Origin of the sequence: Chitinophaga oryziterrae, from assembly GCF_009758125.1 — a bacterium.
Classification (GTDB): domain Bacteria; phylum Bacteroidota; class Bacteroidia; order Chitinophagales; family Chitinophagaceae; genus Chitinophaga; species Chitinophaga oryziterrae.
Map to the genome: position 1 here is coordinate 313432 of NZ_WRXO01000001.1, position 19561 is coordinate 332992.

The following is a 19561-nucleotide window of genomic DNA, read 5'->3' on the forward strand; positions in this document are numbered from 1 at the left end:
TATGAGTGAGATCAAGTTACTGGAAAAGGCTTTACAGAAACTGACCGGGATGGATGAAAAGGAATTTGCTTTATCGCTTCCATTCTGGCAGGTAAAGCAATATAAGAAGGGGGAGTATTACAACGAATATAAGAACGTTTGTAAGCATCTGGGGTTTGTCATCAACGGTATTTTCCGTACTTACTATATGAATGAGACGACCGGAGAGGAGAAGAATATGTTGTTTTATTCCGATCACCAGATCGTTTCCGCCTATAAGAGCTTTATCAGCCAGACCCCTTGTAATTATTACACAGAGAGTATGGTTGATTCCACCATTTTATACATTCATATAGACCATTTACAGGAATTGTATGAGCAGTCGCATCAGTGGGAAAGGTTTGGCAGACATGTGGCAGAGATCGCTTTCAACCTGGTAATGAATCATACGGAGGATTTTTTATTTAAAACCCCCGAACAGCGGTATGTGGAGTTATTAGAGCTGCACCCGGGCATCTTCAATACAATACCACTCTATCATATAGCGTCTTACCTGGGGATCCAGGGACCGTCTTTAAGCAGGATCAGGAAAAGGATGCTTAACAAGGGATAATCATCAATTTATACATGATTATCATAATATTTTGATTTTCTCCTGCTTTAAAATACCTTTGGAACGCTTTCAAAAGTTGAATAAAGAGATAACAGATTGTGGTAAAATTTTTCCGCTCCGGCAACCCACTGACGGTTTTGCTGTTGTTAATATATACGTTACTGGTAAAGTTCTATTACCTGTTGCACCCGTCCACCTTTGTGGCAGACGGCTCAGAAGGGTTATTATATGACCTTTTTGTGAAATGGATACAGCGGGTGATAGGGAACAGCCCCTATTTGTTTACCAGTCTTGCTATATTGCTACTGCTGTTACAGGCATTGCTCGTTACCAAGATCGTTAACCACCAGCGGCTCTTTGCCAAACCTACCTATTTACCGGCTATGAGTTACATGCTCTTTACTTCCCTGCTGGAAGGATGGAATGTGTTTTCTCCTGCTTTGCTGGTAAACCTGGTAATGTTATGGGTGTTTTCAAGTATCACATTGCTGTATACACGTACGTCTGCCAGGGATGTGGTGTTTAATATAGGGTTTGCACTGGGGGTATGTGGATTGTTCTACTTCCCTTCTGTGGTTTTCTGCCTGCTGCTGTTATTGAGTCTGCTTATTATGCGGCCGTTCAGGCTGGCAGAGTGGATTATTGCAGTGCTGGGGCTGATTTGCCCGTTGTACCTGCTGGGTACTTACCTGTATCTTACTGATCAATGGAGCCTGTTTACAAAGATCCCCCGTATAGGTATCAATTTCCCTGTAATAGCCGATTATAAGGTTTGGGGAGCTATGGTGGCGAGTATCTTCTTCTTTATCCTGGGCTGGCTGTTATTGCAGAGTACTATCAAAAAGATGCTGATTCAGGGCAGGAAGATCTGGAGTGTGCTGATCGTATATGTGTTTGTAGCGATGGTGGTACCTTTCTTCAATGTACATTTTTCTCCCTTATACTGGTTAATGGCAATATTGCCGCTTTCTTTGTTCGTAGCTAATGTGTATTGGTCTATCAGGAACAACACTGTAGCTAACATTATCCACTTCATTACGCTGGGATATGTGATCGTAATGCAGTATTTCAGCCGATAACCTCTTGTACCATTTGTTAAAACCGGATGAACGGCCATTGAAATATGCGGACGGCGCAGTAATTTTGTAGCTTTTCCGGTAATTTCGTCCAGTGGTTTAAACCGTTATATTACCGGATAGAAGCTGGAATTAATATTTTAGATCATAAAATTCAATTAATTAGGTATGAAATTTGGCGTTGTCACCTTCCCGGGCTCTAACTGTGACCATGATATGATAGATTCATTACGTAATGACCTTGGTCAGGAAGTAATAGAGTTATGGCATAAGGACAAGGACCTGAGTAAGTTCAGCAAAGAAGATTGCATTGTACTTCCGGGTGGGTTCTCTTATGGTGATTATCTGCGCTGTGGTGCAATTGCACGTTTCAGTCCGATGATGCAGAGTGTGATAGAGTTCGCAAATAAGGGTGGTCGTGTGATTGGTATCTGCAATGGTTTCCAGATCCTTTGTGAAGCCGGTTTACTGCCAGGAGTGCTGTTACAGAATGGCGACCAGCAGTTTGTATGCAAGAATATCTTCCTGAAGAGTGAAAATACTGTCGCTGCCATGACCAAAGATGTAACCGGTCGTCCGTTGATGATTCCGGTAGCACATGGTGAAGGCCGTTATTATGCTGACGATGCTACACTGGAAGGGTTGTTTGCCAACAATCAGGTTCTTTTCCGTTATTGCGATGAGTTCGGTAATATAGTAGACGCTGCCAATCCAAATGGAGCGATGCGTAACATTGCAGGGATCTGCAACAGCACGCGTAACGTATTTGGTATGATGCCGCATCCGGAAAGAGCTACCAGCTCTGTATTGGGGAATACGGACGGTCAGCTGATTTTCCAGAGTCTGATCAACAACAATAACTGATAAGATTACTACACCAATAATCAATCAATCAACCAACCAGTTAAAAAAACGAGTATGAGAAAAGTATTGACAGCATTCTTATTGTTTGCTCTGCCGGTATTGGCGAGTGCGCAAATAGAGAACCCGGTTAAGTGGAGCTTTACTTCCAAGAAGATTAATGCGACTACATATGAGTTGCACATGACAGCCAGTATTGACGGCGGCTGGCATCTGTATGCGCAGGTAGCAGGTGAAGGTCCGGTACCAACTTCTTTCAAACTCAGTAAAAACCCTTTAGTTGTACCTACCGGTAAAATTGAAGAAGTGGGTAAACTGCACAAGGCATTTGACAAGAACTTTGATTCTGAACTGAAATATTACGAAGGCGAAGTAGACTTTATACAGAAAGTGACTGTAAAAGGTAAAGCTGCTACAAAGGTAAAAGGTACGGTAGAATTCATGACATGTGATGATCACCAGTGTCTGCCACCTAAAGAGCTTGAATTTGCTATCAGTGTCGGAGGAAAATAATTTAACATAACATTCTTCTAAACAATAAACGAGTTCTCCCGGAGAACTCGTTTATTGTTTAGAAGAATGCAAAGTCTCTAAAGCCTATTATATATATGAAGCAGTTGCTTACGTTTATTGTACTTATCGCCGCAACCTTTGGCGTAAAGGCACAGTCCAGAATTGTAAAATGGGAATATAGTGCTGAAAAGAAAGGGGAACAGGAATATATATTACATCTGAAAGGAACAGTAGAAAAGGGATGGCTGATATTTTCAACTTCTATGAAGGATGATGAGGCTAATACCCGTGTTGTTGTAGATACTGCAAAAGCAACGTTGATCAGTGTACAGGAGCAGGGGACCGTACAGACCCGTAAGGAACCTTTGCTGGATAATGCTGATATCAAATACCTGGAGAACAATGTGGAATTGCTGGCTACTGTAAAGCTGAAATCACCAGTCAGTAAGTTAGGAGGTACGATCACTGCGATGGTGTTGAAAGGAGAGGAGATCAATCCTGAAGAAGCAACATTTGATATAGTGCTGGGCGGCACTCCGGCGAAAGCAGTGAAAGCCGGTGAAGAAGTGGCAAAGGACGGTGTGGCAGCAGATGATGCTTCCAATAAATCTTTATGGTGGATTTTCCTGGCTTGTTTAGGCGGAGGATTTATTGCATTGATTACTCCTTGTGTATTCTCAATGATTCCTATTACGGTGAGCTTCTTTACCAAACGTAGTGAAACACGTGCGCAGGGTATCAAAAATGCTTTCCAGTATTCTTTCTCTATCATTGTTATTTATACATTCCTTGGTTTTGCCATTACAAAGATCTTTGGAGCCAGCGCATTGAATTCACTGGCCAGTAATGGTATCGCTAACATGATCTTCTTTGTTATTTTCATATTATTCGGCTTCTCATTCCTGGGAGCATTCGAGATCAATCTCCCGAGTGCCTGGGCAAATAAAGCCGATTCCAGGGCCAGTAAAGGTAGCTTCATAGGTATCTTCTTTATGGCGCTCACGCTGGCTATTGTATCATTCTCCTGCACAGGGCCTATCATTGGTAACCTGTTGGTGCTGGCAGCGAAAGGTGGTAATTCCGGTCCGCTGGTAGGGATGTTTGGTTTCTCGTTGGCCCTTGCAATTCCTTTCTCACTGTTTGCGTTGTTCCCAAGCTGGCTGAATAAAATCGGCAAGTCCGGTGGCTGGCTGAATGCAGTGAAAGTAACCTTAGGGTTCCTGGAGTTAGCACTGGCATTGAAGTTCCTGTCTAATGTAGATATGGCTTACCATTGGAACCTGCTGGACAGGGAGATTTTCCTGGCGTTGTGGATCGTGTTGTTTACGCTGACAGGTTTTTATCTGCTGGGTAAGATCAAGTTTAGTCATGATAGTGATGTACCGTATGTTTCTGTAAGCAGGCTTTGTTTTGCGGTAACTGCATTTGCATTTGTTGTATATATGGTGCCGGGTATGTGGGGTGCACCTTTGAAAGGTATCAGTGGTTTCCTGCCACATGAAGGTTCTCAGGATTTCAATATCAGCCGTTCTCTGACGGATATTGCAGCATCCCTGGATGGTGGCGTATCTACAGGCAATAAGAATGCTAATACGATCAGACCTAAGAAGTATACGGATATATTGCATTCGGAGATTCCGGGAGTAGAGAATTTATTCTTTGATTTTGATGAAGCGCTGGCAGCCGCCAAAGCAGCTAATAAGCCTTTGATGCTGGATTTTACAGGTCATACCTGCGTGAATTGCCGCAAGTTTGAAAAGTCTGTATTATCAAATCCTGCGGTAATGAAGATCCTGCGTAATGACTTTGTGGTAGCTTCTTTATATACAGATGAGAAAACATCGCTGCCAGAGATGGAGCAATATGTTTCTAAGTTTGATAACAGCAAGGTTACTAATGTAGGTCAGAAGAACCAGGACTTTGAAGTGACTCACTTTACCCGTAATTCCCAACCTTATTATATTCCGGTTGATAATGAAGGGAAAGCGCTGGTAGACAAGGGATACGGCTATGATCCTCAAGAGGATGCAGATGCATTTATTGCTTATCTGGAAAGTGCGAAAGCTGAATTTGCGAAGAGAAGCAAGTAAGTAAGTTTTTAAATAAAAAGGGGGGGCTAAAAAAGTCCCCCCTTTTTTATATCAGTCATATCAGGAGAATCTACGGAGCCTGGCTAAATGACATTGAATTTTCTACTATTTTCCTGATATAATAATTCCCCTTATATTTTAATGTATTGCTAATCAGTAGTAAAAAAGCATTGAAATATTAGTTGCTACTAATAACCTACTGAGACTCTGTGCATTAGCATATATAACCCGTATATAAGCCCTATATAACTGGTATATAACCTGTATATAAGCCGTACTTATATAGATAGGGCTTATATACAGGTCATATAGTAGTCTATGAACAGTTATAAAGAGTTTGCAGGAAAGTTTAGGCTCTTGGAAGTATGTTCCCATCTGGGGTAGTGCACCAGTTTCGATTTTTCCTAAAAGTGATATAATGGCTTTGCTCTCCTTATTATTCAGTACTTATACAAATTAACAGTGTCTTCGGGTAGAGTTCGGGGAGTGTTATGGAATTGGCTATACGTAGAACATAGCTTGGAGATAGGTCGAACATACTTTGATGCTTCGGAAATGACCAATGTATGTTCAACCTATCTCCAACGTATAGCCAATTCCATAACACTCCCCGAACTCTACCCGAAGACACTAGCTTGTATCCTTGGTAGGGTTAATAAATCAAACTGATGCACCACCTGATCTGCAAGGCGGTTAGTGCATCAGTTACATAATCTTCGCGCCAGATGTTGTTGATCGATAAATACACCTTATCTGACGTGAGTATTAGGTGAAGTTAAATTGAAAAACAAATCCCGGGCTCATATTCCGAAGCTAAATCAGAGAACTAAACAGTCAGATGCAGTGTATTTATGATTAACAACATCTGCCAATCTGCGCTGTCAGGGATTGACCGCGGCTTTTTGTTTAGAATGAATATGTTGTTAATTCCTCTTTTTTAATTTTTGTCTGTTCTCCTGTTATCATATTCTTTACACTCAGCATACCTTCCTGTATTTCACTTTCACCCATGATGATTACATATGGAATACCGCGCTTATTGGCGTATTTCATTTGTTTATCCATCTTGGCCGGTTCGTGGAATAATTCAGAGGCGATGCCTCTTTCGCGCAGTTGCATCAGCATGGTGAATGCAGTAGCCGATGTGTTGGCGTCGAGATTGAAGAATAATACCTGGGTGCTTTGTTGTGCAGTAGCAGGGAACAGTTGCAGTTCTTCCAGTACATCGTAGATTCTGTCTACACCGAAGGAGATACCTACGCCTGAAAGGCCCGGTAATCCGAATAAGCCGGTGAGGTCATCGTAACGGCCACCGCCGCCGATGCTGCCCATTTTAACGGTAGCAGGCGCTTTCACTTCCACGATCATACCTGTGTAGTAGTTCAGACCGCGGGCGAGTGTTACATCCAGGATGGGTGTTGTTTTGAATGCAGCAGGTTGAGTGTGCAGGACATAAGATATTTCTTCAATACCTTTAAGACCTGTGGCAGATTGCTGTAATAATACACCAAGCTGTTGTAATTTCTCCTCATTACTGCCGTCAATTTTCAGGAAGCTCTCGATAGTGGTAATTTCTGAGTCGGAAAGTCCACGTTCCTGTAATTCAACCTTTACTTTTTCGATGCCTATTTTATCCAGTTTATCGATAGCAATGGTGATATCTGTTAATAAAGATGGCTGGCCAATTACTTCTGCTAATCCGCTCAGGATCTTACGGTTATTGATACGCACTTCGTAACCGTTCATTCCCAGTTTGGTAAATACACGGTCGTATATCAATAGTAATTCTATTTCATTTAAAAGAGAATTACTTCCTACCACATCAGCATCACACTGATAGAATTCGCGGTAACGGCCTTTCTGTGGCTTATCCGCACGCCATACCGGTTGCATCTGGTAACGTTTGAACGGCAATGCCAGTTCATTCTGGTTCATTACCACGTAACGTGCAAAAGGAATGGTAAGATCGTAGCGTAATGCTTTTTCGCATAATAAAATACCCAGTTCACGGCTGTCTTTAGCTTGTTGTGAGCGGCCGAATATATCTCCGTTATCCAGTATTTTGAAGATCAGTTTATCACCTTCCTCACCATATTTTCCTGTAAGCGTATCCAGGTTTTCCATGGAAGGAGTTTCCAGTGGCTGGAATCCAAACAGTTCAAATGTTTCGCGGATCGTCTGGAAAATGTATTGCCGTTTTCTTACCACAACAGGGCCGAAATCGCGGGTACCTTTTGGTATACTGGGTTTTATCATTATCGTTCAGTATTATTAATTATTTTTTCGCAGGCTTTGTAGATCATATCATACACTGGTTCAAACAGTGCATCATCATACCATGGATCAGGCACAGGTTGCTGGTTGTCAAGCAGCAGCTGTACTTTGGCTTTGTCCACATCGGTACGAGCTTTACGTATTACATCGCGATAGTTATCCAGGTCCATTACGTAAATGCGGTCAAACCCGTCATAATCATCTGTATGGAATTGTCTGCCTCTGAGTCCGGAAATATCAATACCATGGCGGCGTGCCACCGCTACGGACCGTCTGTCCGGAGGATCTCCCACATGCCAGCCGCCTGTGCCGGCGGAATCTATTTCCCAGTCAGGGGCCAGTTGCCTTAAAATACCTTCTGCCAGCGGCGAGCGGCAAATATTGCCGAGGCATACCATTAAAACCTTCATAATTTGCGCAAACCTACAGGATTTTGGGCAGATTCGCCACCCCGGCCCTTTATGGAAATTTTTACTTTTTGCATCTATATAGTGATACTATACCCTCACTTTATGCGTATATAACTACAATGCAAGGGGCGGAATTATAGTATTTAACATGCCTTTAACAAGTTAGTGGATAATAATCTGTAGATTGATTTGATTAATATATGTGAGGGTGACGGTTATGGAATCTGCTGTAGTAGCGGATTTAGGAGATTATGTTTACACAGGGGACTTGTTTTTTTTAATATTCTTCTAAAAGAACAGGTATTTGTTTAGAAATTTTTTTTTGTATACTTGTAATTCGCAACAATGCAGATGGAACACGAAAGAACGGAAAACAGGCGGAAAGGAATAGATTACCGGCCGCTGGGAGAATTATTAAGAGGTATATTTTTTATACTCTTTGGACTGTATGCATGCTTTGCTCAAAGGTTCAATATGGGACACTTTGAAGTATCGCAAACCATTTTAAATGTTTTGGGAGGGGTACTGATCGCTTATGGCCTTTTCCGTGTATATAGAGGAGTGAAGAATACATTTTTTAACAAGGACTAACCGAAGAGCTATGTTTACCAGGTTAATTAAACGGAACAGGGCTTATATCGCACTGTTAGCAACCGCAACTATGCTGGCATCATGCGGAGAGTCTAAATCAGAAGCGGAGAGGGACACGCCAACGTCCGGAACTGTCCGTATCAGTGTAGACGAGACCTATAAGCCACTTTTAACATCAGAGATAAAAGTATTCGAATCATTATATCCGAAGGCCCACATTATTGCGGAATACAAACCTGAAGCAGATTGCTTTAAGGACCTGCTGGCAGATAGTGCCCGCCTGATAATTGTAACGAGGGACTTCAATGAGCAGGAGAAAGGGTTCATGCAGAAGCTGAAAATAACGCCGCAGAGTATGTTACTGGCATGGGACGGGGTAGCGTTGATTACTAATAAGAGTAATCCCGATTCTATCCTCACGATGGACCAGTTACGTAAAATTATGGACGGTAGCGAAACAGAAAAGAAATGGCAGATTGTTTTTGACAATCAGAATTCAAGTACTGTAAGATTTATCCGCGACTCAATCAACCAGGGAAAACCATTGCCGGCCAGTGTAATGGCTGCGAAAACCAATCCCGAAGTGGTTGATTATGTAGCTAAAATGCCAAATGCACTGGGAGTAATTGGGGTAAGCTGGATCTCTGATCCAAATGATTCCACCTCTATAGAATTTAATAGTAAAGTGAACGTGGTGAAAGTGCGTGCAGATTATGGTTCGGAATTTGTAAAACCATATCAGGCATATATCGCTTTGGGATCATACCCGTTGAAGAGAGGATTTTTCTTTTGTTTAAAAGAACCTTACTCCGGATTGGGATCAGGCTTTGCCACCTTCCTGGGAAGTTATGAAGGACAGACATTAATCGGGAAATTCAGATTGTTCCCCGCGAGGTTGAACATCGTTTTCAGGCAGGCTAATTTAAAGTAAGGATTGAAAAAACTAACACAACTAAAATTTTAAAACCGGAGTGCTCATGACCAGACGGAAAAGTTTAATCGTAGCCATGTTATGTGTCGCCGCAAACGGCGCAATGGCCCAATCCGTAGATGATGGATTGAAAGACCTGTATTATGGCAAGTATGAAACAGCCAAACAAACTTTTGACAAGGTAATTACTGCTAAACCTACTGACGACAAAGCATATTACTACCAGGGGATTGCTTTCCTGGGAATGAACGATCAGGTTGCCGCTGCTGCTGCTTTCCAGAAAGGATTACAGGCAGTTCCTACTTCTGCTTTATTACAGGTAGGTTTAGGCCGCCTGGATTTACTGAAAGGGGATGCTGCTGCTGCCAAACAAAAATTTGAAGCTGCCAGCGCTGCCACTCAGGGCCGTGATGGTGATGTTGCCCGTGCAATTGCTGATGCAAGTGCGGATATTAAAGGTGGTGACCGCGGTTACGCACTCAGCGTAATGGAAAAACTGCTGAATAACGAAGGTCGTAAGAAGAAAGAGGTATACACGCCTAAGGCGGTCGACTATATTGAACTGGGTGACGCTTACCGTCAGTTGGGTGGTGAAAATGGAGGTAAAGCCATTGCAACCTATGATAAAGCACTGGAACTGGAACCAAACAGGGCAGAAGCAGTAATGAAAGAAGGTCTGGTTAACTATAATGCCAAACTGTTGCAGGATGCGGTGAATGATTTCACCAAAGCTACCAACATGGACCCTCAGTATGCACCTGCTTTCTATGAACTGTATCAGTTCTATATCACCAAAACCAAAGCGCAGTTTTCCCTGGAAAATGCAGCTAAATACCTCGAAAGCTACATGGCTATCGTAGGTGAAGGTGCAGGTAAACTGGAAAACGAATATAACCTGGCAGCTATCTCTTTCTACAAGAAAGACTATGATGCAGCTATTTCTAAAGCAAAGGCTGTATTGCCAACTGCTACAGAAGGTTATAAAGATAAATTCACCCTGTTGCTGACAGATGCCTATCTGCAGAAAGGTGATACTGCTACCGGTAAACAAATCATTGAAGATTATGTGAAGAGCGTGGGTGAAGCTAAACTGGGGCCTAACGATTACAAACTGTTAAGCGCTATTTACCAGGCTAAAACTCCGGATGCAGCTCAGGCAGCTATCAATGACTCTCTTGCATCTTTATATCTGGAGAAATATGCATTGTCTGATACTACCAAGGATGTTGAAAAATACAGAAATGTAGCTGAATCATTCAAAAGCATGCGCGATTTCAAACGTGCTGCAGAATGGTATGGTAAACTGGTAACAGACTTTACTGACGAGCAGAACGGCAGTAAAATCCAGGACCAGTTCTTCAAAGGAACCTGGGAAATATATGCTCATGAGTACGATATGGCAGATTCTACCTTTGGTGCTTTCGTAGCTAAATATCCTGCTCAGGAAGCATTAGGTACTTACTGGAGAGGCCGTGCAAACATGGCTAAGGACCCGGATGCTAAGCAGGGACTGGCATTACCTTACTTCCAGCATTTCTTTGAAATCAAGGGAGAGGATAAGGTAAAAACTCCGTTGCTGATGTTCCCTTACCAGTATCTGATGATTTACTACTACAACAAAGATGATATGACCAATATGAAGCTTTGGATGGATAAAGTAGTAAGTATGGATCCTAACAACGCTACTGTGAAGGCGATACAGGAAAACCTGGCAAACAGGTCCAAAACCGCTAAGCCGGCAGCTTCAGGCAATAAAAAATAAAATAAAGAGTTCTTTATATGGAAACCCCGGCAACTGCTGGGGTTTTTTTATTTCCGGTTGGCAAAAAAAGATAATATTTTAATCACTCATAGATTTGATATTTGGTATAGTTAGCCTATTTTTGCGCATTCGGAGAAATGTTCATCTTATCAGGGAAGCTTATGTTTACAGACACAGTATTATTGTCGGCGACTACTCCTTTTAGCTATTTTCCTATAGTGTTACAGCTAATTGCAGCCCTCGGCTTTGTGGGCATTACTATGTTCGCAACACACTTTTTAGGCCCAAAACGTAAAACGAGCGACAAACTTGTTACCTTTGAAAGCGGTATCGAGCAGCAAGGGAACGCACGCCAGCCTGTAGCCATTAAATATTTTCTTACCGCCATTTTGTTCGTTCTGTTCGATGTGGAAGTGATCTTTTTCTACCCTTATGCCGTGAATTTCAGAGAGTTGGGCTGGGAAGGCTTTATGGCTATGTTGCTCTTTGTTGCTTTCTTCCTGGGTGGCTTTGTCTACATCCTGAAGAAAGGTGCGCTAAAATGGGAAGACTGATACAAAAATTTGTAAGTCAAATCTGATTCTGAAATCTTTAAATCTGAAATGGTATGTCTCGTCCGGTTCAGTATAATGAAAAAGTGAAGTCTGTGGATATACCTGAGGGGTATTCCGGAGAAGGTTTTTTTGCTACCTCTTTCGATAAAGTGATAGGTCTTGCCCGTAAAAATTCTATATGGCCGTTGCCTTTTGCAACTTCCTGCTGTGGGATCGAATTTATGGCAACGATGGCATCTACTTACGATCTGGCGCGTTTTGGTGCGGAAAGAATGGCTTTCACGCCAAGGCAGTGTGATCTGTTGATGGTGATGGGGACCATTTCCAAGAAAATGGGCCCTGTATTACGCCAGGTATACCTGCAAATGGCAGAACCCCGTTGGGTAATTGCTGTAGGCGCCTGTGCCAGCAGTGGTGGTATCTTCGATACTTACTCTGTATTGCAGGGGATAGACCAGGTGATTCCGGTAGATGTATATGTACCGGGATGTCCTCCACGCCCTGAAGCTATCATTGATGGCTTTATGCGTATCCAGGACCTGATAGGCCAGGAAAGTATGCGCCGCCGCAATTCTGAAAAGTATAAGGACCTGCTGAACTCTTACGGAATCCAGTAACCTAGTATCCCTTAAAAATCGAAAATCTGAAATCGTAATGTCTTTGACAAGCGACTATATAAAGCAAAGATTGGCAGAAAAGTTTGGGGAGTCCATCTCCCAGGTAGAAGAATCCTTTGGGACGCTATCATTTGCAGCACCTAAAGACCTGAACCTGAAAGTAATGCAGTTCCTGTACGATGATGAGGAACTGCAATTTCGTTTTTTAACGGATCTGACGGCTGTACACTACCCCGAAAGGAAAGGAGAGGAACTCGCTGTAGTTTATCACCTCTACAATTTCAGGGAAAGGGTACGACTTCGTCTGAAGGTTTACGCCAGCGTGGAAGACCCTAAGGTGTTTACAGCTACCAAACTCTATGAATCTGCCAACTGGATGGAAAGAGAAACATATGATTTCTTTGGGGTAGAGTTTGTAGGACATCCTAACCTGAAACGCATCCTGAACGTGGACGAAATGACCTATTTCCCCATGCGTAAGGAATTCCCACTGGAAGATCAATCCCGTGTAGATAAAGACGATGAAATGTTCGGCCGCGGCGGGCATATTGGCATTTAATAAATTATTCGTTGAACATGTCAGAGCAGCAACATATAACACTGCCGGAAGGCTCAATAGAAAGGCAAACGCAAACCCTTAACCTGGGTCCTACCCACCCTGCTACGCATGGTGTATTCCAGAATATCCTGGAAATAGACGGGGAACGCATTGTGAGTTCAGAGTCTACAGTAGGATACATTCACAGGGCATTTGAGAAAATAGCGGAACGCCGTCCCTACTACCAGATCACTCCTTTAACAGACCGTCTGAACTACTGTTCGTCCCCTATCAATAATATGGGATGGCACCTGACCGTAGAAAAGCTGCTGGGCGTGAAAACACCTAAGCGGGTAGACTACATGCGTGTGGTCATCATGGAACTGGCACGTATTACGGACCACCTGATCTGTAATGGTGTGGTTGGTGTGGACACTGGCGCCTTTACAGGTTTCCTGTACCTCATGAAGCACCGTGAAGTGGCGTATGAGGTGTATGAGGAAATATGCGGATCCCGTCTGACTACTAATATTGGTCGTGTAGGTGGTTTTGAAAGAAACTTCACACCAGCCGTATTTGAGAAATTAGAAAAGTTCCTGAAAGAGTTCCCGGTTGCATTGAAAGAGTTCGAATCACTCATGACCCGCAACCGCATCTTCATGGAAAGAACACAGGGTGTAGGCGCTATCAGCGCCGAAAGAGCGTTGAACTACGGCTTTACGGGTCCTAACCTGCGCGCTGCAGGGGTGGATTACGATGTGCGCGTGGCGCAGCCGTACAGCTCTTACGAGGATTTTGACTTCACTATTCCTGTAGGAACCACCGGCGACTGCTACGACCGTTTCCTGGTGCGTAACGCCGAAATGTGGGAGAGCCTCAGCATTATCCGTCAGGCGCTGGATAAGATGAAAACGCTGCCATCTGATGTATGGCATGCAGATGTACCTGCTTACTACCTGCCTGAAAAAAGCGATGTATACACAAAAATGGAAGCGCTCATTTATCACTTTAAGATAATCATGGGTGAATCTGATATACTGCCTGGTGAATTATACAACCCGGTAGAAGGCGCTAACGGAGAACTTGGCTATTATTTGATCAGTGATGGTGGCCGTAGCCCTTACAGGCTGCACTTCCGCCGTCCCTGCTTTATATATTACCAGGCGTATGCCGAACTGGTAAAAGGGGCCATGCTTAGTGATGCAATAATCTGTATGAGTAGCCTGAACCTGATTGCAGGTGAACTGGATGCTTAATTTTTAATTTTTTCTCTCATAGTTATGTTTTCTGAAGCGAAACTGAATAAAGTAAAAGAGATCATTGCCCGCTACCCGCAAGGGAAGCAGAAGAGCGCTTTGCTGCCGGTATTACACCTGGCACAGGAAGAGTTTGGCGGATGGCTGAGTGCAGAAACCATGGATTACGTGGCATCCCTGTTACAGATTACGCCAATCGAAGTGTATGAGGTGGCTACCTTTTACTCCATGTTTAACATGAAGCCTGTAGGCAAATATGTATTTGAAGTATGTCATACAGGTCCCTGCATGCTGCGTGGCTCAGATAATATCGTAGACTATATCAAAAAGAAGCTGGACATCAATGTGGGTGAAACCACCAAAGACGGACTCTTCACCCTCAAAACAGTGGAATGCCTGGGCGCCTGCGGTTACGCACCAATGATGCAACTGGGTAAACACTTCCGTGAACACCTCACTCCTGAGAGAGTAGATGAGATTATTAACGAATGCAGGGTAAACGCTAATTAATAAAAGTAAGATGGGACGCAAACTACTTTTGGACAAGGCTCATATAGAAAATATCCGGTACTACGATGTGTACCGGGCCAACGGAGGGTATGAATCTGCTGAAAAGGCATTGAAAATGACTCCTGAACTGGTGCTGGACGAAGTGAAGAAGAGCGGCCTGAGAGGTCGTGGTGGCGCTGGTTTCCCTACCGGTATGAAATGGAGCTTTATTGCAAAACCGGAAGGCGTACCCCGCTACCTGGTATGCAATGCGGATGAATCTGAACCAGGTACGTTCAAAGACCGTTACCTGATGGAGTTCCTCCCGCATCTCCTGATAGAAGGTTTACTGATCTCCAGTTATACACTGGGTGCTAATAGCTGTTATATCTATATCCGTGGTGAATACGCCTGGATCCCTGATATCCTGGAAGAAGCCATTGCTGATGCCAAGAAGAATGGCTGGCTGGGTAAGAATATCCAGGGTACCGGTTTCGACCTTGAAATATATGTGCAGCGTGGTGCTGGTGCGTATATCTGCGGTGAGGAAACGGCTTTGATAGAATCACTGGAAGGTAAACGCGGTAATCCACGTATCAAACCACCATTCCCGGCTATCAAAGGTCTGTGGGATTGCCCGACCGTGGTGAACAACGTGGAAACACTGGCTGCCATTGTGCCTATTCTGCGCATTGGTGGTGAAGAGTACGCCAAATACGGTACAGGTAAATCTACCGGTACCAAACTGATCTCTGCCTGTGGTAATATTAACAAACCAGGGGTGTATGAGATAGAAATGAACATTTCGGTAGAAGAGTTTATTTATTCTGAAGAATATTGCGGCGGTATAGCTAATGGCAAACGCCTGAAAGCATGTATCCCGGGCGGATCTTCCGTACCTATCGTACCGGCTAACCTGCTGCTGAAAACAGCCAAAGGCGAAACCCGTATGATGACTTACGAAAGCCTGTCCGACGGAGGTTTTGCTACCGGTACCATGATGGGTTCCGGTGGATTCATTGTACTGGACGAAGACCAGTGCATCGTAAAAAACACCCTTACTTTCGCCCGCTTCTACCATCACGAAAGCTGTGGACAATGCAGTCCCTGCCGTGAAGGTACCGGCTGGATGGAAAGAGTGCTGAAGAACATTGAGAAGGGTAAGGGTAAAATGAGTGATATAGACCTGCTGTGGGATATTCAACGCAAAATAGAAGGTAACACCATCTGCCCGCTGGGAGATGCTGCTGCCTGGCCGGTAGCTGCTGCTATCCGTCATTTCCGCGATGAATTTGAATGGCATGTGCTGAACCCGGAAGAGAGCCAGGTGCGCAACTTCGGGCTGGCACACTATGCAGATCCGCTGGAAATTGCTGCTCCTGCCGCAGTGTAAGAATCAATAGTAATTGTAAGCAAAGTTTAAGCGAAGCAAAATGGCTGAAGAAAAGAAACTTTTTAAGGTTAAGATTGATGGTATCCCTGTGGAAGTGGAGCCGGGCACTACTATTTTGAATGCTGCCCGCCAGATAGGAGGAGATATCGTGCCACCTGCAATGTGTTACTATTCCAAGCTGCAGGGAAGTGGTGGTAAATGCCGTACCTGCCTGGTAAAAGTAAGCAAAGGATCTGAAGCAGATCCCCGCCCTATGCCTAAACTGGTGGCCAGTTGCCGTACTACCGTAATGGATGGTATGGAAGTAGCCAATATCACCTCTCCGGAAGTGCTGGATGCACGTAAAGGCGTGGTGGAATTCCTGTTGCTGAACCATCCGCTGGATTGCCCTGTGTGCGACCAGGCAGGAGAGTGCAGCCTTCAGGACTTAGGTTATGAACATGGTGCAGATGGTACCCGCTACGAATTTAAACGCCGTACGTTTGAAAAGATAGATATCGGCGATAAGATACAACTGCACATGACGCGCTGCATACTCTGCTACCGTTGTGTGTATACAGCAGATCAGCTGACAGAAAAACGCGAACACGGTATCCTTGGCCGTGGTGAAGTATCTGAAATCAGTACTTATATCCATAAATCACTGGATAACGAATTCATTGGTAACGTGATAGATGTTTGTCCTGTAGGCGCACTGACCGATAAAACCTTCCGTTTCAAAAACCGCGTATGGTTCCTGAAACCGGTAGATGCTCACCGCGACTGTGATAAATGCTGTGGTAAAACAGTACTGTGGCTGCGTGGTGATGAAGTGTTCCGTGTAACTGCCCGCAAGGACAAATACGGTGAAGTGGAAGCGTTCATTTGTGATACCTGCCGTTTTGATAAGAAGGAAACGAAAGACTGGATCGTGGAAGGACCTCGTAAGATCGATCGTCACAGCGTTATCTCTCAGGGTCAGTATGTAGGTGTGGTGAAACCACATGATGCATTACCTGATGTACTGGAGGGACGTCAGCCTAAACTGCTGATGAACATTCACAGTATCAGCCAGGTGAACCGCCCGGAAATAGACCTTTCTAAAATAGAGGGCCCTGCGCACTCTGATGATTTTAAAAATTAACGAGCAATATTTTAAAAGATGACAATAGACTGGGTGCTTATTCTGGAAAAGATCCTTTTGATATCAGGAGTGCTGGTAATCTCACTGGTAGTAGCGATGTATTCTACCTGGGGTGAAAGAAAGGTAGCTGCCATTATGCAGGACCGCCTGGGTCCCAACAGGGCCGGATGGATAGGTTTATTACAACCACTGGCGGATGGTGGTAAACTGTTCTTTAAAGAAGAGATCATTCCCGGAAGCTCTAACCGCTTCCTGTTTATATTAGGGCCTTCCCTCGCTATGATGGTGGCGTGTATGACCAGCGCTGTGATCCCATGGGGTGATACCCTTATTATCGCAGGGCATACCGTTTCATTGCAGATAGCAGACATCAACATTGGTATGTTATACATTTTCGGCGTAGTGAGCCTTGGTGTATATGGTATCATGCTGGGTGGATGGGCTTCCAATAATAAATACTCCCTGCTGGCATCAGTACGTGCTGCTTCCCAGATCATTTCCTATGAACTGGCAATGGGGCTGTCACTGATTGCCCTGGTAATGCTGACCGGCACGCTGAGTCTGAAAGAGATTGTGGAACAGCAACGCCACGGTTACTGGAACTTTGTTTATCAGCCACTTGGCTTTGTCTTATTCCTGATATGTTCTTTTGCAGAATGTAACCGTTCTCCGTTTGACTTACCAGAGGCAGAGAATGAATTGAATGGTGGTTATCACCTGGAATATTCTTCCATGAAACTGGGCTTCTACCTGTTTGCTGAATACATCAACATGTTCATCAGTTCTGCAGTAATGGCCAGTTTATACTTCGGTGGTTATTGCTTTCCGTTCATGGATAAGCTGGGACTGGATCATAATCTGCTCACAATACTCGGTACCGCAGCATTATTCTTCAAAACCATTTGTTTTATTTTCTTCTTCATGTGGGTACGCTGGACCATTCCAAGGTTCCGTTATGATCAACTGATGCGTTTGGGATGGAACATGATGATTCCCCTGGCACTGGCAAATATGTTGCTCACAGGAGCTGCTATTTTATGGAAACAGGGACATTGATTAAAGACTTTTAAATAACCGCATTATATGCAAGCATTAACTAACAGGGCAAAACCAGTAGACCGGAGGCCGATGACTTTCGTGGAGAGAATGTATCTGCCGGCTATTGCTAAAGGGATGGCCATCACATTCAAACATATCTTCCAGAAGAAAGAAGTAGTGAGCTACCCGGAACAAAAACGTGAATTCAGCCCGGTATTCCGTGGTCTGCACGTATTAAACCGGGATGCGGAAGGACGTGAAAATTGTACTGCCTGCGGTTTGTGTGCCGTATCCTGCCCTGCAGAGGCTATTACAATGGAAGGTGCTGAAAGGAAACCAGGGGAAGAACACCTGTATCGTGAAGAGAAATATGCAGCCCGTTATGAAATCAATATGCTGCGTTGCATTTTCTGTGGCTTTTGTGAAGAGGCTTGTCCTAAAGACGCTATTTATCTTACAGAGACATTTGCGCCTTCCAATTACAAGCGTGAAAGCTTTATCTATGGTAAAGAGGACCTGTTGATCCCTATGCCTGGTGAAAAGAAGAAAGCATAAAAAGTAAAACTTACTAGTCAATTATAGCAATGGGAATGAGTTTACAACAAATAATTTTCGGGGTTCTTTCAGTTATCTCGCTTGTATCTGCCCTGGGGGTAGTACTTAGCAAGAATCCCGTAACCAGCGTTCTTTGCCTTATAGTAACCTTCTTTACCATCGCGGGGCATTACATCATGCTGAATGCACAGTTCCTGGCAGTGGTACATATTATTGTATACGCAGGAGCTATCATGGTACTGTTCCTCTTTGTGATCATGCTGATGAACCTGAATGCTGAGATAGAACCTCAGAAACGTAACTGGCTGAAGTATGCCGGCGCGATCAGCGGCGGTGCTTTTCTGGTAGTGTTACTGGCTGCTCTTCGTGAGGCAAGTATGCCTGCTTTGTTACCAGGTTCCAATGAAATAGGACTGATATCCAATCTTGGTAAAACATTATTCAATCAGTATGTTGTTCCTTTCGAAGTGAGTAGCATCCTGTTCCTGAGTGCCATGGTAGGTGCAGTAGTAATAGGAAAGAAAGAGAACTAATTCTATCATCAGAAATTTACAATCAAAATAAGATGCCTGTTCAATATTACATTTTCTTAAGCATTGCACTGTTCTGTATAGGTGTTATGGGTGTGCTGATGCGCAGGAATGCCATCATTATATTCATGTGTGTGGAGCTGATGCTGAATGCTGTGAACCTGCTGATGGTCGCCTTCTCTAAAATGTGGGCAGATGCCGGTCGTGTGGATGCTGGTTCCGCGCAGATCTTTGTATTCTTTATCATGGTGGTAGCTGCTGCGGAAGTAGCGGTAGGACTGGCCATCATCGTGATGGTGTACAGGAATTCCCATTCAGTGGATATTAATATAATGAACAGACTGAAGAATTAGCAGCATAGTTCATTG

General features: G+C 43.9%; 21 protein-coding genes. 19 read left to right on the plus strand and 2 right to left on the minus strand.

The window, feature by feature from the left end; translation table 11 throughout:
- Position 1 precedes the first annotated feature (1 nt).
- From GO495_RS01345 to GO495_RS01365, 5 genes are all read left to right on the plus strand, one after another.
- Positions 2-592, plus strand: a complete 591-nt coding sequence (locus tag GO495_RS01345; protein ID WP_157297913.1) for a Crp/Fnr family transcriptional regulator — start codon at positions 2-4, stop codon at positions 590-592.
- Positions 593-690: 98 nt separating this feature from the next.
- Complete coding sequence (locus GO495_RS01350; RefSeq protein ID WP_157297914.1) at positions 691-1671, plus strand: hypothetical protein; 981 nt, start codon at positions 691-693, stop codon at positions 1669-1671.
- A gap of 165 nt (positions 1672-1836) precedes the next feature.
- Complete coding sequence (gene purQ, locus GO495_RS01355; RefSeq protein ID WP_157297915.1) at positions 1837-2532, plus strand: phosphoribosylformylglycinamidine synthase subunit PurQ; 696 nt, start codon at positions 1837-1839, stop codon at positions 2530-2532.
- A 54-nt stretch (positions 2533-2586) separates the two neighbouring features.
- Positions 2587-3042 carry a protein-disulfide reductase DsbD domain-containing protein gene (locus GO495_RS01360; protein ID WP_157297916.1) on the plus strand — a complete coding sequence of 152 codons (456 nt, stop codon included), beginning with the start codon at positions 2587-2589 and terminating at the stop codon, positions 3040-3042.
- A gap of 95 nt (positions 3043-3137) precedes the next feature.
- Positions 3138-5132, plus strand: a complete 1995-nt coding sequence (locus GO495_RS01365) for a protein-disulfide reductase DsbD family protein (RefSeq protein WP_157297917.1) — start codon at positions 3138-3140, stop codon at positions 5130-5132.
- 906 nt (positions 5133-6038) lie between these two features.
- Here the strand turns inward: GO495_RS01365 and hisS are convergent.
- Together hisS and GO495_RS01375 are read right to left on the minus strand one after the other, a co-directional pair.
- Positions 6039-7388, minus strand: a complete 1350-nt coding sequence (gene hisS, locus GO495_RS01370; protein ID WP_157297918.1) for a histidine--tRNA ligase — start codon at positions 7386-7388, stop codon at positions 6039-6041.
- The gene (locus GO495_RS01375; protein WP_170302615.1) at positions 7388-7816 is read right to left on the minus strand and encodes a low molecular weight protein-tyrosine-phosphatase; all 429 of its coding nucleotides are present in this window, start codon (positions 7814-7816) and stop codon (positions 7388-7390) included. The genes hisS and GO495_RS01375 overlap by 1 nt, the downstream gene beginning before the upstream one ends.
- 345 nt (positions 7817-8161) lie before the next feature.
- Here GO495_RS01375 and GO495_RS01380 point away from each other — a divergent pair, with 345 nt between their 5' ends.
- From GO495_RS01380 to nuoK, 14 genes are all read left to right on the plus strand, one after another.
- A complete protein-coding gene (locus tag GO495_RS01380) occupies positions 8162-8407 on the plus strand; it encodes a hypothetical protein (protein WP_089779649.1) in 246 nt (81 codons plus the stop codon).
- A gap of 10 nt (positions 8408-8417) precedes the next feature.
- A complete protein-coding gene (locus tag GO495_RS01385) occupies positions 8418-9338 on the plus strand; it encodes a substrate-binding domain-containing protein (RefSeq protein WP_157297919.1) in 921 nt (306 codons plus the stop codon).
- A gap of 46 nt (positions 9339-9384) precedes the next feature.
- Positions 9385-11100 carry a tetratricopeptide repeat protein gene (locus GO495_RS01390; RefSeq protein WP_157297920.1) on the plus strand — a complete coding sequence of 572 codons (1716 nt, stop codon included), beginning with the start codon at positions 9385-9387 and terminating at the stop codon, positions 11098-11100.
- 161 nt (positions 11101-11261) lie between these two features.
- On the plus strand, positions 11262-11654 hold the full coding sequence (locus tag GO495_RS01395; protein WP_157297921.1) for an NADH-quinone oxidoreductase subunit A: 393 nt from the start codon (positions 11262-11264) through the stop codon (positions 11652-11654).
- Positions 11655-11707: 53 nt separating this feature from the next.
- The gene (locus tag GO495_RS01400) at positions 11708-12271 is read left to right on the plus strand and encodes an NADH-quinone oxidoreductase subunit B (protein ID WP_157297922.1); all 564 of its coding nucleotides are present in this window, start codon (positions 11708-11710) and stop codon (positions 12269-12271) included.
- Positions 12272-12308: 37 nt separating this feature from the next.
- On the plus strand, positions 12309-12830 hold the full coding sequence (locus GO495_RS01405; protein WP_157297923.1) for an NADH-quinone oxidoreductase subunit C: 522 nt from the start codon (positions 12309-12311) through the stop codon (positions 12828-12830).
- A gap of 17 nt (positions 12831-12847) precedes the next feature.
- Positions 12848-14065 (plus strand): NADH-quinone oxidoreductase subunit D, encoded by a 1218-nt coding sequence (locus GO495_RS01410; protein ID WP_157297924.1) that lies wholly within the window; start codon positions 12848-12850, stop codon positions 14063-14065.
- A 24-nt stretch (positions 14066-14089) separates the two neighbouring features.
- The gene (nuoE, locus tag GO495_RS01415; RefSeq protein ID WP_157297925.1) at positions 14090-14575 is read left to right on the plus strand and encodes an NADH-quinone oxidoreductase subunit NuoE; all 486 of its coding nucleotides are present in this window, start codon (positions 14090-14092) and stop codon (positions 14573-14575) included.
- A gap of 10 nt (positions 14576-14585) precedes the next feature.
- Positions 14586-15947 carry an NADH-quinone oxidoreductase subunit NuoF gene (gene nuoF, locus GO495_RS01420; protein WP_157297926.1) on the plus strand — a complete coding sequence of 454 codons (1362 nt, stop codon included), beginning with the start codon at positions 14586-14588 and terminating at the stop codon, positions 15945-15947.
- Between the two features lie 40 nt (positions 15948-15987).
- Complete coding sequence (locus tag GO495_RS01425; protein WP_157297927.1) at positions 15988-17070, plus strand: NADH-quinone oxidoreductase subunit G; 1083 nt, start codon at positions 15988-15990, stop codon at positions 17068-17070.
- Positions 17071-17088: 18 nt separating this feature from the next.
- The gene (nuoH, locus tag GO495_RS01430; RefSeq protein ID WP_157297928.1) at positions 17089-18126 is read left to right on the plus strand and encodes an NADH-quinone oxidoreductase subunit NuoH; all 1038 of its coding nucleotides are present in this window, start codon (positions 17089-17091) and stop codon (positions 18124-18126) included.
- A 27-nt stretch (positions 18127-18153) separates the two neighbouring features.
- Positions 18154-18663, plus strand: a complete 510-nt coding sequence (nuoI, locus tag GO495_RS01435) for an NADH-quinone oxidoreductase subunit NuoI (protein WP_157297929.1) — start codon at positions 18154-18156, stop codon at positions 18661-18663.
- 35 nt (positions 18664-18698) lie between these two features.
- Positions 18699-19196: an NADH-quinone oxidoreductase subunit J family protein gene (locus tag GO495_RS01440; protein ID WP_157297930.1), complete on the plus strand. Its 498-nt coding sequence runs from the start codon at positions 18699-18701 to the stop codon at positions 19194-19196.
- A gap of 32 nt (positions 19197-19228) precedes the next feature.
- Positions 19229-19546, plus strand: coding sequence for an NADH-quinone oxidoreductase subunit NuoK (nuoK, locus tag GO495_RS01445; protein WP_089779627.1), 318 nt, complete (start codon positions 19229-19231; stop codon positions 19544-19546).
- The last annotated feature ends 15 nt before the right edge of the window (positions 19547-19561 follow it).

Excerpts from the sequence above, each read along its gene's own strand:
- GO495_RS01400 (WP_157297922.1), top strand. The coding sequence starts at position 11,708 with ATGTCTCGTCCGGTTCAGTATAATGAAAAAGTGAAGTCTGTGGATATA.
- purQ (WP_157297915.1), top strand. The coding sequence starts at position 1,837 with ATGAAATTTGGCGTTGTCACCTTCCCGGGCTCTAACTGTGACCATGAT.
- GO495_RS01365 (WP_157297917.1), top strand. The coding sequence starts at position 3,138 with ATGAAGCAGTTGCTTACGTTTATTGTACTTATCGCCGCAACCTTTGGC.
- GO495_RS01380 (WP_089779649.1), top strand. The coding sequence starts at position 8,162 with ATGCAGATGGAACACGAAAGAACGGAAAACAGGCGGAAAGGAATAGAT.
- GO495_RS01375 (WP_170302615.1), bottom strand. The coding sequence starts at position 7,816 with ATGAAGGTTTTAATGGTATGCCTCGGCAATATTTGCCGCTCGCCGCTG.
- GO495_RS01360 (WP_157297916.1), top strand. The coding sequence starts at position 2,587 with ATGAGAAAAGTATTGACAGCATTCTTATTGTTTGCTCTGCCGGTATTG.
- GO495_RS01385 (WP_157297919.1), top strand. The coding sequence starts at position 8,418 with ATGTTTACCAGGTTAATTAAACGGAACAGGGCTTATATCGCACTGTTA.
- nuoF (WP_157297926.1), top strand. The coding sequence starts at position 14,586 with ATGGGACGCAAACTACTTTTGGACAAGGCTCATATAGAAAATATCCGG.
- GO495_RS01395 (WP_157297921.1), top strand. The coding sequence starts at position 11,262 with ATGTTTACAGACACAGTATTATTGTCGGCGACTACTCCTTTTAGCTAT.
- hisS (WP_157297918.1), bottom strand. The coding sequence starts at position 7,388 with ATGATAAAACCCAGTATACCAAAAGGTACCCGCGATTTCGGCCCTGTT.
- GO495_RS01440 (WP_157297930.1), top strand. The coding sequence starts at position 18,699 with ATGAGTTTACAACAAATAATTTTCGGGGTTCTTTCAGTTATCTCGCTT.
- GO495_RS01410 (WP_157297924.1), top strand. The coding sequence starts at position 12,848 with ATGTCAGAGCAGCAACATATAACACTGCCGGAAGGCTCAATAGAAAGG.
- GO495_RS01405 (WP_157297923.1), top strand. The coding sequence starts at position 12,309 with ATGTCTTTGACAAGCGACTATATAAAGCAAAGATTGGCAGAAAAGTTT.
- nuoK (WP_089779627.1), top strand. The coding sequence starts at position 19,229 with ATGCCTGTTCAATATTACATTTTCTTAAGCATTGCACTGTTCTGTATA.
- nuoI (WP_157297929.1), top strand. The coding sequence starts at position 18,154 with ATGCAAGCATTAACTAACAGGGCAAAACCAGTAGACCGGAGGCCGATG.
- nuoE (WP_157297925.1), top strand. The coding sequence starts at position 14,090 with ATGTTTTCTGAAGCGAAACTGAATAAAGTAAAAGAGATCATTGCCCGC.
- GO495_RS01425 (WP_157297927.1), top strand. The coding sequence starts at position 15,988 with ATGGCTGAAGAAAAGAAACTTTTTAAGGTTAAGATTGATGGTATCCCT.
- GO495_RS01345 (WP_157297913.1), top strand. The coding sequence starts at position 2 with ATGAGTGAGATCAAGTTACTGGAAAAGGCTTTACAGAAACTGACCGGG.
- GO495_RS01390 (WP_157297920.1), top strand. The coding sequence starts at position 9,385 with ATGACCAGACGGAAAAGTTTAATCGTAGCCATGTTATGTGTCGCCGCA.
- nuoH (WP_157297928.1), top strand. The coding sequence starts at position 17,089 with ATGACAATAGACTGGGTGCTTATTCTGGAAAAGATCCTTTTGATATCA.